The following is a 17,463-nucleotide window of genomic DNA, read 5'->3' as shown; positions in this document are numbered from 1 at the left end:
AGCACAAAGGTCGGCGGGCCGCTGCGGGGGGTATTGATAGTTTACGCCAAATTCAGCGTATTTTGCGCCAACGCTTACCGGCAACCGACTATGGCAACGACGCTGTCCTCCCTTCATCTGGCCAACCTGCTGGAGTATGCCGCCTGCAAAGGCATCGACCGTTCTGCCCTGCAACGCCTGCTGTATACCCCCGACGCCGACCGAACCGACGGACAGGGCCGCGTCAGTCGCAACGAGTACTGCCAGGTCTGGGAGCAGATGCTACAACAAAGCCGGGATACGCACCTCGGCCTGCATTATGGTTGTTTCCTGAATCTGAAGGCTCTGGGCCTGATCTACCAGATTTCGCTGGCGGCTTCCAGCATCGGGCAGGCGATGCGGCTGCTGGACGACTACCTTAACCAGACATTTTCGGTAGTGAGCCTGACCAGCGATATTGGTCCGGAGCATCTGGTCATTACCCTACAGAGCGACCTGCCCGAGGGGGCCGTTCGGCGGCATATTCTGGATTCGGTGCTGTTTCTGATGTACCGCGAGCTGGGCGTAATGATTGAAGGGCCGGTTTCGGAGGTGCAGCTTCCCCACGACGACCTGAGCGAGTACCGGCGGCTGTGTCAGAGTTCGGTGGTAAGGACCGACGCGCACCGGCTCCGGCTGATGACAGGGCAGGTGGCTGGCCCGATTAACCGCCGACACCTCCAGCAAATTGAAACCCTGCTCCCGGTTTTTCTTCAGCTGCTCGACCAGTCGCCCAACCCCCAAGCGCCATTTGCCCATCAGGTGCGTACCATGACGCTCAGTCTGTGCGCCCCCGAGCTGCCAACGCTGGACCAGGTGGTAGCCCAGTTTTCGCTGAGCCACCGAACGTTTCAGCGCAGGCTTACCCAGGAAAACACCTCGTTTCGGGCCATTGCCGACGATCTCAAACGGCAGTTATCGCACTATCTGGCGCAGGGCCGCTCGCTTCGTACCCAGGACATCGCCTTCGTGCTGGGTTACTCCAGCCCCAGCGCTTACCTCCATGCCGTCAAAAAATGGCAATCGCACCCTGATGGCCTTTCCGTCTGAAGCGTCAAAACGACTCATCCAATGGAAAAAACCACCAGGGTGCGGGCCTCTGGCTACTGCACAGTATGGTCCTACCCTTTTTTACCCGTCAACGCGTTCGTCTGCCCGGTTGATGGATACCCTGGCGACGGGTATAGTGTATCCTACGTGTTAGGGTGTTAGTACCCGGGCGCTGGAGGGGTTTACTTTCGGTTAGGAAAATACCTGGCCATGAGTTGCCGGAACGCATCGGTGGTGCGAAGGGAAGCAAAGTCGGGGTCTTTACTGATTCCCTCATAATCATCGTATTTCTTTTTCAGGGCTTCTTCAAGGTACTTCAAAGCATCAGCACGTTTATCCTGTAATGCATAGTTGCAAGCCATATTATACAGGTAAACGCTGGATTCGGACGGGTTCAACTCAATCGCTTTCCGGAAGCAGACTAAGCCCTCCTCGAAACGTTTGGCATAGGTCAGGCTAATGCCCAGGGTATTTAACGTTTGGGTGTTGGTTGAGTCTAGTTGCTGGGCGCGCCTGAGTGCGTTGATCGCGGCCGGATACTTCTTTTGGTCATAGTACAACCGCCCCAGCTCCCGGTGATACGACGCCCGGCCCGGATTTAACTCAATGGCCTGTTGGTAGCGGATGGCGGCTGAGTCGTACTTTGTCTGGAGGGCGTAATCGTAGCCGGAGCAGTAGTACGCCCAGGCCGTTGGATGCAACGAAGCGCTCAGCTGATAGCTCCCCTGCGCCATGGAGTGATCCTTCAGCAACATCATGCTGTTACCGATTTTGACCCAGTACTCAGCCCGCTGCGTTTTACTGTCCGTTTGTTTTACCGCTGCCATATAAGCCAATGCGGCTTCTTTGTACTTGCCCTGTTCGAAAAGTAAGTCCCCCTGTTTGACCAGTTTTTCGGTCGATCCTTCCGCGTTGGTCTCAGCTGGCTTCGACGCAACAGCCAACTGTACCTGCTCCTGAAACGACCGTCGGCTCTTCTGCGACTGAGTATACAGATCTTTGAAATTTTTTACCAGTACGGGCGAGAGTGTGGCCCCAAAAACGTCCTGCAACCGTCGGCGCTCATCGGCGATTGGATCTCGGGCATCCTGCGGGAAATCATGGATATAGATGGTTAGTTTACGGCTCGAGCTGTCGGCCAGACTACCGGTTACGGTGTATCCCTGAATTTTCCGGTTAAAGTTATCCCGCAGCCAGTTGGCTTGCGAAGTGGACGGAATCTCCCGGGTGAAGCGCGTCAGTAGCCGGTAATAAGCTGGGTCATAGCCCGTCTGAAACGAGTACCGGTAGTAGGTTTCCGCTTTTGCCCACGACCGGCCCGCCGGCGCGTGTTCAAACAAATAGCCGAGCGCATAATAGAACAAACCGGGCTGGCTGGTTCCTGCCCGCAGCGAGTCTACTAGCTGTTTGGTCGATTTTTCGGTATCGTTCAGATCGACACCCAGATAGGTAACGACCGATTGTCGCATGTAGGCGTTCAGGCTGTCCAGCTGGTTATTTTGAATAGCAGCCTGTGCTTTGGCCGGGTAATTCACCAGCCGGGCGGTCGTCTTCTGCTTATCTTCATTGGCAGCATTGAGCGCATATACGCAAAGGTCCTGAAACGAAACTCCGTTCTTCACGGCCAGTGCATATAACTTCCCAAAAGCGTCGATTACCTCCTGCCCTATGGAAGCTTTGCGGGTTTCTTTGATTCGGCGGAGTTCGTGCTGGATTGGCTCGTTGGGATCGGGCGGGAAATCTTCGATGTATAGGTCTACCGGGGCTTTATTTCCGTCGGCCAGCGTTGCCGGAATTGTAAACTTCTTACGGCCTTTTTCGGTGTTTTTCCGAAGTCTTTCAATCTCTGCCTTCACGTCGTCGATGCGAATCTGGCGCGATTGATACAGCTGAATAAGCCGTTGAGCCGCAATGACATTGCCCATCTCAGCGGCAAAACTATACCACCGGGCCGCAGCCGACAGGTTGGTCGGCTCGCCATAGCCTTTCTCTGCCAGGTAGCCTAAGGCGTAATAAGAGAATATATTTTCATTCTGGCTAACCGTCCGCAAAAACTGCTGTTTTGCTTCCTGATACTTACGCTCCTTAACGTATCCACTTAGCTCAACCCCCTTATTAAGCATCGTGACGGCACTATCGAGCCGGTTTGTTACCCGGTACACATCGGCCAAGTTTAACCAGGTGTCATTGTTGGATGGGCTAATTTTCAATGCTTTCTGGTACTCGGCCAGGGCTTCCGGGTACTTTTTTTGTTGATACAGGGCGTATCCCAGCCCTCTGTAATAGTATTCTGACTGGCTGCGTAACGTCTGGGCCTGCCGGAAATACGCTTCCGCTTTAGCATAGTCTTTTTTAACGGTATAAGCATGACCCAGGTTGCCAAGCGCAAACGCTGAATTCGGGTTCAGGCGCAGGGCTTGTTCATGATCCCTGACGGCTTTGTCGTATTCGCCCTGTTCCTGAAACACATTACCCCGGGCACTCACATACGTATCTTCTTCGGGGTCAAGCCGTATGGCTTTGTTAGCCGCTTCCAGGGCTTTGTCATATCGCTTTGTGCTTCTGTATATGTCTCCTAAATTGGCGTAGTAGTTGGCATTCAGGCTGTCCCGGTTGATAGCTTCCAGATAATAGCGTTCCGAGTTTGCCCAATCCGAAATCTGAAGGTATTTATACCCCAACTCAGCATATGGGCGTGCATCGTTGGCCCATTGGGTCATTATTCCGTTGAGAAGCGCATCAACCTTGTTGGTCTCGTAGATTTCGCTGTAATAGTTGGCCAGGGTCATCCGGCTATCGATGTCGTTGGGGTCACTGTTGTCAACCGCCAGCTTGTAATAGTACTCAGCCAACTGACGATTCTCCCGTTTGCGGTATAGGGCCGCGTATTGCTGATACACCCAGGTCAGACTGTATCGGTAGTAAGCGTCTTTTGTTGCATTGCACAGCACCAGCGCCTGGTCCAGCATCTGGCGACACTTCAGCGTATCGCCTTTTGCCAGATAATGCTGAGCCACATTACTGTAGGCCAGATCCATTTTGGGGTTAAGCTGAATACACTCCTCGAAGAGTTTAATCTTCTCCTCCCGGTCGTTGAGGGAAATGGCCAGATTGTTTCGAGGGTAGGTCCAGCGGGGGGCCAGTTCAATCGCTTTCCGATACGCTTTCCTGGCTTCCTCTGTCTGGCCCAGATTCTCGAAGTTGCGGCCCAATGTATTAAACAGATAAGCCGCTTCGGGATCTAGCTGAACAGCCCGTTTGAGATCATTTACAATGGCCTGGCGCTGTTTCCGTTGCTCGTTCTGCGAGTTTCGGTAAATACCCAGGGTTATTTTTTGTGATTCGTTGTAGCTGGCCAGCCAGATTTGTTGAGCCTGCAGGCGTTTGTACTCATCGTCGGAGGGCTGCGATGCGTCCAGCACATGCCGCATCATCCGGGCAGCCCGCTCATACTCAGTAGGGTCCTGTATGGGGCGTTCGTTCAAATAAACCAGCACCAGCTCCTGGGCATAATCCTGAAACGCAGCTTTCCACTGCCCCCGAATCTGGTTCAGCAAAGCCGGGGCCACGCGATCGTCGCGCAGGATGTCGAAGTAGTGCAGTACGTTATCTCCCGCCGGTTCTATATACCGACGGGCGGCCAGGGCTTTCGTGAACTGCTCGTAGTGCCGCATCTGGGTTGGATTGAGCTGATCACCGATCAGTTTTTTCTCGTCGTACTCGGCGTAGGCGATGGGCTGGGAGGAGCCCGTTTTCTGGTCGAGCAGGCAGTCGAATTCGGTTTTGCTGCCCCCCTGCCAGCCATTGAGTAACAGGTTGTTCTGATATTGGACCACCGGGTCCTGGCTGCCCTTCGTTTTCTCGCGTACCTTGCCCGGCAGAAAATCATTCATATCGGCCAGGCTTATCCGATTATCTCCGTCCTTGTCGGCTTCTTTGAGCAACCCTTTTATCAGAAAATAGGTAAACACCCCGTGGCCTCCGCAGAGCGATGGATCTTCGGCGGCCAGTTGATTGGACCGAGATGCGAGAATCTTGATTACGTTTCCCTGTTGCTGACTGAGCCGTTCGTTAATGATGGTGGCCATCTGCTGATTATTGGTACTATTTCCCGCATGGCAGGCATCCAGAATACAGATGGTGGTCGCTTTTTTAGTAACCGAGATCTGATTATTCATCAAGTCATCGACTTCGGTCATTTTGATGGCTCTGGAATCGTTCAACGATGCCAGCGAGCTTTTGTAGGGAATCAGGTAGGCCTGCCCCCGGTTGATGCCAACGTTGTCAATGCCGCCATGCCCCGCAAAGAAGAAGATGACCAGGTCGTTTTCGTTGGCCTGATCCCGAAGCCAGGCCAGCTTTCGTTCGATTTCGGCCCCTGTAGCCTGCTCGTTGAGTAACCGATGAATGTTTCCCGGCTTAGCCTGGTTGGGGTAAGCGGCCAGGAGGTAGGTGTAAAACAGCTGGGCATCATCGTCGGCAAATTCCAAATCCCGAATATCGCGGTTGCCGTAGGTGCTGACCCCAACAATCAGCGCGTAAATGTTTTTAAAGGTCGAAGGGGCATCTTCGGCGGTCGCCTGAGAGCCGCGTTTTTTATCGGTCGACTGAGCCCTAAGAGCCGAAGCCGCACCGCTCAACATCAGCAGGGCGCAGCCTACTACCAGCACTTTTTTCATGAGTATCGGAGAGGTTAACAAGTTGGTTTGTTCTCAACAGAAAACGTCTTGCCGAGGGTCTGAACAGCAGCTGTTCAGACCCTCGGCCCATATACTGGTTCGGACTGATTTACTGTTCTTTCTGCTGCTGATATTCGGTTTCGATCATTTTCATGATGAAGCCCGAAATCCAGCCAATCTGACCGTTCCGGTGAAAATGAAACTCTTTGGTTTCAGGATTACTCCGACGACATTCCTCCAGGATGCCTCGCAGCAGGGTGGCGCCGGCAATGATTTCGTCGCGTTTGAAGATTTTTTCCCGAACGGTCTTCACATCGGCCTGTGCTTTTTTGAAAACTTCGTCGCTGTCGATGCTGCTCATGTCAGGATTGGTGAGCGCTTCGTAATTGCGAATGGCCAGGTCCTGAAACTTCAGCGCATCCTTGTAGCTGAACTGAACGACAGTTTTGTTGGTCTCCTGGGGGTGCAGGTAGGTAATCAGGGCATAAACGATCCCGCCGAACACGTATATCTTACGGCGGTTTTCAAACTCCGGCTTGCGCCCCAGCTCCCGCCCCACCACCGATTGCATTTCGTCCGTATAGACCTGCTGGGCAGACTGGGCAACAGGTTTACCACTGTCCTGAATTTTGCGGGTCATGGCCGACGTACCCGGGAAGTCAACATATTCGAACTGATTATCCGCCGTGAAGTAGCCTCCCTTTGTGTTGCCGCTGCCGATATCGAGGGTAGCCGTTGTGAGCCATTCATTCTGGGCAATGGTTCCCCGGACGGTTAGTTCGGCCTCCGTAGCCGCGTCGATGTAGGGAATGTCGTCGGGCCATACCGTACTCAGCTCTGTTTTCAGGGCCTTGTTCAGGTCTGGCAGTTTGCTGGCATTCTCCAGCACAGTTTTCAGGCCGCTGCTGCCCACGACAAAAACACGATTCCGGGCAATGCTCCGTCGGTTGAGGAGTGTATCGAGGTAGCTGCGAACGGCTTTGGCGGTGGCGGCAAAAGCAGCAGGCGTCCCCTCGGCCGCTCCCGTGTTAATCGACTCCGCCTTGATAATTCTGAAATTCGGGCGGCCATTCGATGCGTACTGGAGCGCGATTACCGACACTTTTACCCCTCTGGCCCCGATGTCGATGCCACCGTAAATCTCCTCCTGTTTCTTAAGACCACCCACGAACTTCTGCAAAGCCAGGGCGCTGACGCTGTACTTGCCTTTATACAGGTCAAACGCTTTGTTCAGGTAAAAGGTAGCTTGTGTTGCATCATTCATATCCCGATACAGCCACCCCAGATTTTCGTAGGCTGCCGCCATCCAATAGGCATCTTTGGCATTTTTGGCCCCGGCAAGCCCCAGGCTCAGATACTTAGCGGCCTGGGCAAACTGGTTAGCCTCCCTGAGCGTGTTGCCAGCCTTAATGTAGCGTAACGCCTGGGCCAGACCAGCCGCGGGTTGGGCCGATACCTGTACCGAGAAAGCAAACAGGAGAAGCAAACCGTAGATCGAGATTTTCATAGTAATTAGCGTTTGGCAGATGTTACGACACGTTTATAGAACAGGTTAAAACTCGATGCGAAGTGTGCCCCGGTTAGATAGAGCCTTGTTTTGCAAAAGCAGGTGATTGGTACAGTGCTGACTAATAATACCATCACCATTTGCTCAAAATCGGGTAGCCGACTGTGTTTTCCAGTCGGCTCAGTCGTTTATGTCAGGTCTTTACTGTTGTTTATTGGCGTACTCTTCCCGGCTAATACTTAATGCACTCCAGGGCAAACTTCCCCCGGCGCCCGCCGATACGTAGCCAGAAAAAAAGCGTACCCTGGAAACCACAATCCACGTTCGGTATGGTGTATGTATCCGTATTGGTGTCGAAGTAAATCTGACAGTCTATTCTGCGCTACCGCTGGGGGCAGTGTAGACTGGTCCAGTAATCAGCTTTTCTACTTTACTCGTTTAGTCAGTACCCTGGGTGCCTGCAATGGCCTATATATTACTTTTTTGTATAGCCATTTGTGGTTTGCCGTGGGCTGTGCCGAAAACTCCGGGGCTCACCATTGAGATGATGAGACCGATCAATTAGTATATAAAAATCCGTTGCCCTACCAGGCTCTCTGATATATTCCGAACAGGGTGAGAAAAGTAACAGCCTAAGCGGGTTTTTTCCAGAAATATTTATTGAGTATAAATAAATTGTTGATGGCTCACACAGTTTATCCTGCGTTTACCATCGGGCAGCCCGGCCGTTTTGTGCTGGTCAGCTAGTTAGTACCCGCGTTGATCGGTAAGGTGGCGAAGGGTAGCTGGCGGTTATGATAGAGCAGAAAGGTCCAGTTCTCCGCTTCGCCCTGCTCGACCCACCGTTTGCGGGAATCCCGGGCGCGTTTACCGTCGTAGTCGTTCTTGTAAGCAACGTTTCGCCGAAGGTATCCGAACTGGGGTACCTCGTCGGCGCCGTAAAACAGGGTCTCGCTGCCCTCCCGAATGGTTACGGTTTGATGAAATGGCGTGTGCCCACCGCTCACGGCGTACCAGATCTGGTCGCCCAGCTGGCCTTCGTCCGCGTGCAGTCGCTCGACCTGAGGGTGATTCTCCAGCACCCGTACCGTGGGGGCGTGGTACGACGGGTTACCGGTTTGCTGGCGGGCAAACGCCAGCTCCCGCTCCTGCACGTAGTAGGTAGCGTTCGGGAAATTTAGGTCAAACTGGTCGTCGCTCGGCCAGCGGCCGATGCCGCCCGTATGGTCTTTGTGCAGATGCGACAGGATCACCTTACTGATCTGACCGGGCGTAACCCCCTCCCGCTCCAGGGCTGTCAGAATCTGCAGCTGGCCATCCCGGCTGTAGCCGAGTCCGGTATCGAGCAGGATGAAATCGGATTGCGTACAAACCAGAAACGGCTGGACCGCCACCACCACCTTGCCGGCCAGTTCGGGCGATGATACGTCGATTTGATCGTCGACGGGCGTAAATACTTTGGCGGCATTCACCGTAAACAGCCCTTCGCGGAGTGCAGTGGTTTTCACAGCTAAACAAACAGTAAGACGTAAAGATAGCCGGGCGATTGCGGAGCCGGGCTCGCAGCCACTAACCGACCTGTTGGTGGCAAACCTACGAAACTAACCTGACAGACTGGCTCTATGTCTGTTCACCACCGGTCGCGGGTCCGTCACTGTCGGGTAGCTGAGAGCTGCTGTCTGCCCGTTTTAACCACCGCTTACAAAGATTAGCGATGAAACTGGTGAAGGCCGACTATCTTTCGCGGTTTTCGTTTTGAGCCTGTAGCGGTGCCGGATTCAAAAAACAGGCCTGGTCTGACAGATTTTTTCACCCACACCGTTAACCCTGTAGCAAGCATCCTTCTTGTATTCATCCATGGCCAATCAGCCAACGACCTGGTTTAGTAAACTGGGCAAGCTCCTGGTCCCGACCAGCGACGCCCAGTCCAACCCGACTGCTACCATTACCAACACGCGGATTCTGCACGAACTGGTATCCTCGTTTGAGGAGTCTATCCGGCGCGAGTCCGTCGGTTCCAGCCTGCTCTTCAACGCCCATTTTCTCATCATTCTGCACCCCGATACCTACGAGGAACGGCAAAATGCGTTTCCGGTCATTGTCAACGAAGCCGTCAACGCGTTCATGAGCAGTATCGACGCGCAGAAGCCGTCGTATGAACGGGTGGTACCGGTAGCGTCCAGCTGGTTCTTCAAATTCGGGGGCGGGCGCGAGTTCGGCGGGGAGCCCGTCAGCCCGACCGATGTGTTCGTGGTAGGGGCGCTGACCGGTATTCTGCCCGGCAACGCACAGAGCCAGACGCCCGACCGACTCAACGTGACGCGCCGGGTTCGGCAAACCAACCGCTACGAGAAGGTAGACGTAGACCTGAATATGTTCCAGCATATCGACTTCCGCGAGCCGGGTGCGTTTGTGGTACGGTTTGGGTTCGATACAGCCGCACCCCCGGCCCCTCTGGCGGTAGGCAGCGGTACCCGCATGGCCCCCAGCCAGCCCCAGAAACCCGGCGATGTGCTGGCCGAGATATCCTATTACCTGGCCGAACTGAATAAAGAAGGCAACTGCCGGATGCGCGACCGCGAGATCGTGATAGCCCGCAAAGAACCCGACAACCAGCACTTCCCGAACTACCTGCTGCTCGAATCGGCCTACGTTTCGAACCCCCACGCCCGGATTCGCTACCACGACGCTTCCGGTTCGTTTCAGATAGCCTCGTTCAGCCGCAACGAAACCCGGGTCAACGAGCAGCTGATTGCGCGAAGCGAACCCGCCAGCCCACAGTGGTACCCGCTGCCCGATACGGCGCAGGTGTTGCTCAACAACATGGTTACCCTTCATTTTCAACGTACAGTCTGACCCTATGCTAGACGCCCTGCTTGCGGTGCTGCTGCTCCTGTTTGTCGTCGCCCTCGTCGTTCAGCACTTCCGAAACCTGCCCCGGTAAGTGATGATTTTTGATTGGGCGATTGAGTGAATGGCGAGGAAATGCGTGTACATAATATTAACCAGTAATCGAATTCGATGTCGTTAGAAATTACCGGTCAGACCGATGTCGGCCAGCGCCGAACCGATAACCAGGATACGTTTATCTGTGCCCCGATCTGGGCGGAAGGCAGTGCGCTGCTGGCGGTGATTGATGGCGTTGGGGGTTATGCGGGCGGAGATCAGGCTGCGGCCATTGCGCAGGAGTCGATCTCCCAGTACATGACCACCCCAACCGGAAACCCGCTTTCCATGCTACGCGAAGCGGTCGTTTTTGCCAATAACCAGATCAACACCCGGCGGCAGCAGGATCGGGCGCTGGCGCAGATGTGCTGTGTGCTGACGGTTGCCGTTGTCGATAGCCAGTCCAGGAAACTTTTTTTTGCGCATGTGGGCGACACCCGCCTGTACCGTTATCGGCAGGGTACCCTTACCAAACTGACCCACGACCACTCGCTGGTTGGGGTTCGGGAAGATGCCAGCGAGCTGACCGAAGCGGAAGCCATGCAACACCCCCGCCGAAACGAGATTCTGCGCGAAGTCGGGTCGGCCGCCCACCGGGTCGACGATCCTGATTTTCTCGAATCGGGCGAAGCCGATTTCCAGCCGGGCGATCAGCTCTTACTCTGCAGCGATGGGCTGACCGATATGATTACCCAGGCCCAGATCCGATCGGTGCTGGACCAGAAAAAAGCCCTTCCTGAAAAAGCCTCAGACCTGGTGAGGCTGGCCAACGACGCGGGCGGCAACGATAATATTACGGTCGTGCTGGCTACCAACACCGCCCAGCCATCCCGCCAGCCGTCGGCCAGCCAGCCCCGGCCAGATCGGATGGTGGCGCCCGCCCCACTGCCGACAGCCGCAACGACGCCCGCTCCGGCGCCCACGGCATCGACCCGGCCACAAACTGGCAACCGGACCGGCCGCTGGCTGGTGCTCGGCCTGCTGGCTGCGGGAGTAGCCGGTTTTTTATGGTACCAGAATCAGGCAGCAGACCCGACGGGTACGGCCGAAAATGCAAGCACTCCAGCCGACAGCCTGACGAGCGGGGCGCCGGCAACCGAACTACCACCGGCCAGTCCGCTCGACTCACTGCTTCGGGTGGCGTACCAGAGTGCCGACAAACGCCTGGTGCTGCCCCCCGACACCATCCGGCTCAACTCGCCCCTGCTCCTCGCCGATTCGCTGCAGAGCATCATCGGTACGGAGCGGTTAACGGTACTGGTGCCCGCCGATACGATGCGGTCGGCCGTAGCGTTACGTATACTGCGTGCGGGACCGACTCGTTTAGAAAACATAGTGATCAGTGGATTTAAGACAGGCATTGAAACCAGCCGCGAAACGAAGTTGCAGCTTGTCAGGGTCCATTTTCAACAGGTAGACCTGCCCATTCGCGCAGAAATCCGGCAAGACAGCTTCCAGAATGCCGTTATTCAGGTTAGCGTACAAAGCCAGACCGATTCACCCAAACCCGTACGTCCCTAATGTCCACCATACGATTCGACACCCGATTTCCTGGCTATGAGGTGCTGAGTGAGCTGGGGCGCAGCAACGCCCGCATCCTCAAAGCCCGTCATCTGGCCACGGGCGATCTGGTGGCCATCAAGCACTTCGCGCTCAACACCGATGCCGAGACCATTCGGCGGTTCCAGCGAGAGTCGGCCATTATGACCAGCATTGCCCATCCTAACATTGTTAAAGTGCGGGAGGTGCAGGTCGAAGCCGAACTGCCTTACATCGTTATGGAGCTGATTGAAGGCGGCAGCCTGAAGAACCTCTTCGCCGGTCAGCAGCGCATCGACGTACCCACCACGATCCGGCTGGGGCTACAGATGGCCAGTGCGTTCAAAGCCATCCATCCGCAGGGCATCATCCACCGCGACATCAAGCCGGAGAATATCCTGTACCGGCCCCTGCCGAGCGGTGAGCTGCATTTCCTCCTCACCGACTTTGGCGTGGCGCGGCTGCATGAACAGTCGAACACCCTGACCGGCCAGTCGCTGATGACCTACGAATACGCATCGCCCGAGCAATTCAATGATCCCAAAGGGGTGGGCATAGCCACGGATTATTACTCGCTGGGGGTGGTGCTGTACGAATGTCTGCACGGCAGCGTACCCTTCGCGCTCGACGATCATTCGGGAATTGTCACGTTCATGAACAAGGTACTGACCGAAGCCCCCCCCGTCCTGACGGTCGATGCGGTCAGTCAGCCGCTCAGCCATTTTAACGATTTGTTGCGGGGACTGCTGCAGAAAAAAGCCGCCGACCGGATCAGTGACCCCGACGAGCTAACGTGGCTACTCAAACAGGCTGAGCTGAACTACCTGCAGGCCAACCGGTCCAGCAACGCCCGCCCCGTTTCCATTCCGCCGACTGTGACGGTAGCGGGTCCCGCCTACACGCCTGCGCCCGCCACCCCGGCTCCCGGAGTACCAGCCGCAACAACCACCGCAACGCGCCCTTCTCAACCGCTGGCCGAGCCCCCGGCCACGCATGCAGCCGCTGCTCCACCGGCTCCGCAGCCCCGCCGGCCGCGCCAGTCGGTGTCGGGCGGACTGTCGTGGGCTATACTGGCGTTGACCGTGTTACTGGCGGGAGCCGGTGTGTACTACTTCTTCCTGCTCCCGAAACAGACCGGCAGTCGGACAGAAACCAGCACCGAAGCGCCAGCGGGTACGGGCCTCGACGGCATCACGACCGACTCCGCTGCGCTGGATAAAGAGACCCTCCGGCAGCAACAGGAGGAAGCCGAACGGCAACAAACCCTGCGCAAACAGCAGGCAAAAGCCGCCGTTGGTGAGCTAAGTGCCGAGGTTACCGATTTTAAGGTTGGTTTCTTCGGGGGCATCAAAAACGTGAAGATTCAGCTGCGTAACCCCAGTTCGGTTGACTTTGCATCGGTGGCGGTGCGGGTCAATTACTACAAGGACAATGGCGGCCTGTACAAGTCCGAAAATGTGTTTTTCAGCCCCGTTGGCCCCAATATGACCCTGACCCGTACGGCCCCCAACAGCGACCGGGGCGTTCGGGTTACCTGCAAAGTGATTAATCACCGGTTTGCGCCCGACCTGGATTCGTTGATGACGATTATGGAAAGCCCCGACGATGACGAATCCGACGAGTCTGACTCCCTGGATTGATCGACCCGGACCTGCCCCCTTCATCTGATGCGCACCAGTACCACCGTTTGACTCTATGACCCCAGCTTCCCCTTCGTCAGGACGTCTGTATCTCCTCGGCGCTTCCGGCATGCTTCTGCTGCTGTTTGCCCGGCTGTACCTGAATCTGTACCCTGACCTTGACCGCGCCAGCGACGCCCTGGCCAGCGGGCAGGCCCTCGCCCTGACGCCCGGCCTGAAACCGGCCGCTATCCAGCGGTTGCTCAATAGCGGCAACTACTATACCGACCCGAAAGACAGGGCGCTGGTTGCCGATTCGCTGGCTACCAAACTTAACCAGTACGGTGCGCCCGAGAACCTGGGGGCTATCAACAAACGACAGTTCGCCGTGCTGGCTCCCGTGGTCTGGCGCAGCCGCATTGGCGGAGTCGATTTTCAGAGTCGACTCCAGGCATCCCGCCAGCAGATGGGGTTCGATTCGGTTTTGTACCGGCGGGAGCAAACCAATCCGCGCCCCTATGCCGCTACCGTCAGTGCTGGTACAGGCTCGGTGAGCCTGTCGGGCCGGGTTCTGCGGGACGACCAGCCGATGGCCGACGTGCTGGTGCAACTCAGGCAACACCCCGCCACGGCCCGCCCCGACACCCTTCCCGACCGCTTTACCTACGCCCGAACCGACGCCGACGGCCGGTTTTCCTTTACGGGTCTGACCGATGGATCGGGCTATAGCGTGGTGCCGATGAAACCCGGTTTTGAGTTTGGGAGCCGCAAAGGAACCAGCCGACTCAGCCGCGATCCGCAGTTTTCGTTCACCGGCCGGCCGCATCAGCTCCGGCTCATTGGCTCTGTCGTTTACGGCCAGCTCAAGACCGACCATGCCTTTACGGTACGTACGCCCTCGGCCTTCACCGCTCAGTTCTGGGCCATAGCCGGCCTGTTTCTGCTGGCGTTCTGGGCCGTTCAGGGGTTCTGGTCGCTCCGGCGGTTTGCGCCCGACCCGCTGCTGTTACCCGTGCTGATGCTGCTGACAGGCATTTCGATACTGACGCTGCTGGCCATTCAGGACCCGGTGCAGGATATGCTTTACGCCTGGCAAACGCTACAGGGCGTTGCCGCCGGGCTGGCGGGTATGGCGGTTCTGTCGCAGCTGAATGCAGGTCGTTTTTACGCCGACTGGCGGTTTGACTGGCTCGTCACCTTCCAAAGTCGATCGTCGGTGCGGCTATCGGGCTGGACCTGGCTGGTTCTCGCGCTGGGGCTGGCGTTTCTTACCCTGCTGATCGGGTCGGGGCCAGAAGGCAGTGGTGTCCGGGTTAACCTGTCGGTGCTGGGGTTGACGTTTCAGCCCAGCGAAATCACCAAATACCTGCTCCTGCTGTTTTTTGCCGGGTTCTTCGCAGCCCATGAGCAACAGCTTCGGCAACTGCCCGACCTGCGCTGGCGATTTGCCGTGAGCGCCGGTGCGCTGGCCGGGGCCGGGGTTCTTATGCTGCTATACCTGCTGCTGGGCGACATGGGGCCAGCGCTGGTTGTGTGCTTTACCTTTCTGCTTTTCTACAGCATTGCCCGCGGTAACCTCTCCCTGACCCTGGCCACCGGACTGGGCTACGGCGTTGCGCTATGGTTTTTACCCGGCAGTCTGGCAACGCTGCTGACCCTGGCGGCCCTGGTGGCCTATATGGTCTGGCAGGGCGAAGCGCGGTCGCGAACGGCGCTGGGCTGGGGCGCTTTGCTGACTGAGGCTCCGGTATTGCTACTGCTCGTCATGGCCATGTTCACTTTCGGCGATCAGCTGCCCTTCGTGGGTGACCGGCTGGCCGATCGAAAAGCCATGTGGCTTAACCCCTGGGACAACGATGTGTACGGGGGTGATCATCTGGCCCACAGCTTCTGGACCCTGGCATCGGGGGGCTGGACCGGACAGGGTCTGGGCAAAGGATTTGCCAATGCCATGCCAGCCGCCCATACCGATATGATACTGCCCAGCGTAGGCGAAGAGCTGGGCGGGCTGGGCGTCATTGCCGTATTTCTGCTGATGGGGCTGCTGCTCCACCGGCTTTTTCTGCACGCCCGCCGGGCTGGCCAGCCATTCAGCTTTTTCCTGGTGGCCGGTATTGCCATATCGACCGGCATTCAGTTTCTGATCATCGCCAGCGGATCGCTCGGACTGCTGCCCCTGACCGGCATCAGCGTACCGTTTCTGAGTTACGGCAAAATATCTTTGATAATCAATCTGCTGGCCATGGGAGTCGTTTTCAGCGTGGCCAACCGACCCGGCCAGGCCGAACAACGGCAGTATCTGGAGAAGCAGTATGACGGGGTGTTGATGGCCGGTATTGCCGGGTTTTTGCTGGGAGTAGTCATCCTGATCGGCAGGCTGATGCCGATTATCGGCTGGCGGGGCGACGAATACATTGTGCGGCCCGCCCGCGTCGTTACCCGCACCGGTGATCCGGTCTATAGCTACAACCCCCGGATCGAGCGGCTGACGCGTGTGTTGGCTTCGGGTACGCTCTACGACCGGAATGGGCTGGTCCTGGCCACCAGCTCACCGCAGCTGATCAACCAGCAGCGCGCCCGGCTGCGGCAGAGCGGGCTGGCCCCCGAGGAGCTATCCCGTCTGACCCAGAAACGGCTGCAACGCTATTACCCGTTTGGCGAGCAGCTGTTTTTCTGGACCGGCGACCTCAACACCCAGCTTTTCTGGGGGCAGAGCAACGGTTACTACGCCGAAGCGACCCACTTCAGCGAGTTGCGCGGCTTCAATAGTCGTCCCCGTAAAACAACCCTGGTTGCCACCCGATACCGCGCCGACCGGTTCAGCCCCTCGGTCCAGCAGACCCGCACCCTGTCGGTCTACGACTACCGGGAGCTGGCCCCGGCCCTCCGGGCGGGTATCGACAGCCGCGAGGTGGCGCAGCGCAAAGCCCGCAACCGCGATCTGCACCTGAGCGTCAACGCCGAGTTACAGGTTGCCCTGCAAAATGCCCTCGCCCAGTCGGCCTTTACGACCAAACGACTGTCGGTTGTGGTGATGGATGCGGCATCGGGCGATGTGCTGGCTTCGGCTATGTACCCGCTGCCGAATCTGAAAACGCCCGAAACGATGCTGTTGCCCGATCGGGATCGACTTAAACTGCCCTATCTGGTCACCGAGCGCGACCTGGGCATGACCTACGCTACCGCCCCCGGCTCAACGGCCAAAATCCTGACGGCAATGGCTGCGTTCAACAAGCTGGGCTCATCGGCGTCTGAAGTCAGTTACCCCATTTCGTGCGCGGAGATCATCCGGCGCGGCACGCGGGAGTCGGAACCCTGCGGTGAAGCCGTCGACATGCGAAAAGCGATTGTCCGGTCAAGCAACGTTTACTTCATCCGGGCCGCTAATGACAACACCCTCGACAACGAACTTGCCGACCTTTACCTGGCTACGGGGATGAACGTCGACCTGATGGGTGGCTATTCGTTCGCGGATACGCATACCGGAGCCGAGCAGCAGCAGATCCGGCAGCACTGGCGCGACTCGTCGTTTGTCGTTCGGCGTAACTTATACCAGAGTACCCGATACCCCCGCCGGTACCGCAGCGAGTTCTCGGGGCTGGCGTGGGGACAGGGAAAACTGACCTCAACACCCGCGTCGCTGGCCCGTATGGCGGCTGGTATCGCCAACAACGGTCGCATGCAACCCTCGCGCTACGTGCTGAAACGGGCCGGCAAATCACAACCCCTGGGGTCTGCCAAACCCCTGGCCCGACAAGCCGACTACGCCCGGCAGCTGACGTCGTTCATGATTGAGCAATCGAATCCGGGCGGACGGGCTAAAATCAGCGTGGCTCGGGTAGCTGGTAAGACCGGCACCCCCGAACGCATCGTACAGGGCGAGCAGCAAAACGACGGCTGGTATGTTTTTTTTGCCCCGACTCCCAACGGTCGGTCGCATACGGTCACGGCCATACGGATCGAGCTGGGCGAGTCGTCGGCCGATGCCGTGCAGCTAGCCAACGAGGTAGTGGCACCGATTCTGAAACAGCGTAATTACCTGGGAAGTTTTTAACCTATGAACCCAACCAACAGCTCCCCGACCAATCCGACGGGCCGGGCCAAC

8 protein-coding genes are annotated in these 17,463 nt (G+C 57.1%); 5 read left to right on the top strand and 3 right to left on the bottom strand.

Annotated elements, in window-relative coordinates:
- The first annotated feature begins 90 nt into the window (after positions 1–90).
- On the top strand, positions 91–1,068 hold the full coding sequence (locus FBR45_RS09135) for an AraC family transcriptional regulator ligand-binding domain-containing protein (protein ID WP_138501330.1): 978 nt from the start codon (positions 91–93) through the stop codon (positions 1,066–1,068).
- Positions 1,069–1,250: 182 nt separating this feature from the next.
- On the opposite strand, the gene FBR45_RS09130 is transcribed toward FBR45_RS09135, so the two are convergent.
- The 3 genes from FBR45_RS09130 to FBR45_RS09120 all read right to left on the bottom strand — a co-directional run bounded on the left by FBR45_RS09130 (position 1,251) and on the right by FBR45_RS09120 (position 8,762).
- On the bottom strand, positions 1,251–5,747 hold the full coding sequence (locus FBR45_RS09130) for a DUF2610 domain-containing protein (protein WP_138501328.1): 4,497 nt from the start codon (positions 5,745–5,747) through the stop codon (positions 1,251–1,253).
- A 109-nt stretch (positions 5,748–5,856) separates the two neighbouring features.
- Positions 5,857–7,254, bottom strand: a complete 1,398-nt coding sequence (locus tag FBR45_RS09125; protein ID WP_138501326.1) for a tetratricopeptide repeat protein — start codon at positions 7,252–7,254, stop codon at positions 5,857–5,859.
- A 743-nt stretch (positions 7,255–7,997) separates the two neighbouring features.
- Complete coding sequence (locus FBR45_RS09120) at positions 7,998–8,762, bottom strand: MBL fold metallo-hydrolase (protein WP_171044859.1); 765 nt, start codon at positions 8,760–8,762, stop codon at positions 7,998–8,000.
- Positions 8,763–9,111: 349 nt separating this feature from the next.
- On the opposite strand from FBR45_RS09120, the gene FBR45_RS09115 reads away from it, so the two are divergent.
- The 4 genes from FBR45_RS09115 (at position 9,112) to FBR45_RS09100 (ending at position 17,412) form a co-directional block, all read left to right on the top strand.
- Complete coding sequence (locus tag FBR45_RS09115; protein WP_138501322.1) at positions 9,112–10,110, top strand: FHA domain-containing protein; 999 nt, start codon at positions 9,112–9,114, stop codon at positions 10,108–10,110.
- A gap of 165 nt (positions 10,111–10,275) precedes the next feature.
- Entirely contained in the window at positions 10,276–11,721 is a 1,446-nt protein-coding gene (locus FBR45_RS09110; RefSeq protein ID WP_138501320.1) for a PP2C family protein-serine/threonine phosphatase, read from the top strand.
- Positions 11,721–13,379: a serine/threonine protein kinase gene (locus FBR45_RS09105; protein WP_138501318.1), complete on the top strand. Its 1,659-nt coding sequence runs from the start codon at positions 11,721–11,723 to the stop codon at positions 13,377–13,379. The genes FBR45_RS09110 and FBR45_RS09105 overlap by 1 nt, the downstream gene beginning before the upstream one ends.
- 55 nt (positions 13,380–13,434) lie before the next feature.
- On the top strand, positions 13,435–17,412 hold the full coding sequence (locus tag FBR45_RS09100; RefSeq protein WP_138501316.1) for an FtsW/RodA/SpoVE family cell cycle protein: 3,978 nt from the start codon (positions 13,435–13,437) through the stop codon (positions 17,410–17,412).
- Positions 17,413–17,463 lie beyond the last annotated feature (51 nt).

Origin of the sequence: Spirosoma lacussanchae, from assembly GCF_005870035.1 — a bacterium.
In the GTDB taxonomy this organism is placed as follows: domain Bacteria; phylum Bacteroidota; class Bacteroidia; order Cytophagales; family Spirosomataceae; genus Spirosoma; species Spirosoma lacussanchae.
Note: the sequence above shows the minus strand (reverse complement) of the source record. Positions and strands in the feature narration are given on the sequence as shown.

Coding starts and splice junctions, on each gene's coding strand:
- FBR45_RS09135 (WP_138501330.1), top strand. CDS start 91: ATGGCAACGACGCTGTCCTCCCTTCATCTGGCCAACCTGCTGGAGTAT.
- FBR45_RS09130 (WP_138501328.1), bottom strand. CDS start 5,747: ATGAAAAAAGTGCTGGTAGTAGGCTGCGCCCTGCTGATGTTGAGCGGT.
- FBR45_RS09125 (WP_138501326.1), bottom strand. CDS start 7,254: ATGAAAATCTCGATCTACGGTTTGCTTCTCCTGTTTGCTTTCTCGGTA.
- FBR45_RS09115 (WP_138501322.1), top strand. CDS start 9,112: ATGGCCAATCAGCCAACGACCTGGTTTAGTAAACTGGGCAAGCTCCTG.
- FBR45_RS09110 (WP_138501320.1), top strand. CDS start 10,276: ATGTCGTTAGAAATTACCGGTCAGACCGATGTCGGCCAGCGCCGAACC.
- FBR45_RS09105 (WP_138501318.1), top strand. CDS start 11,721: ATGTCCACCATACGATTCGACACCCGATTTCCTGGCTATGAGGTGCTG.
- FBR45_RS09100 (WP_138501316.1), top strand. CDS start 13,435: ATGACCCCAGCTTCCCCTTCGTCAGGACGTCTGTATCTCCTCGGCGCT.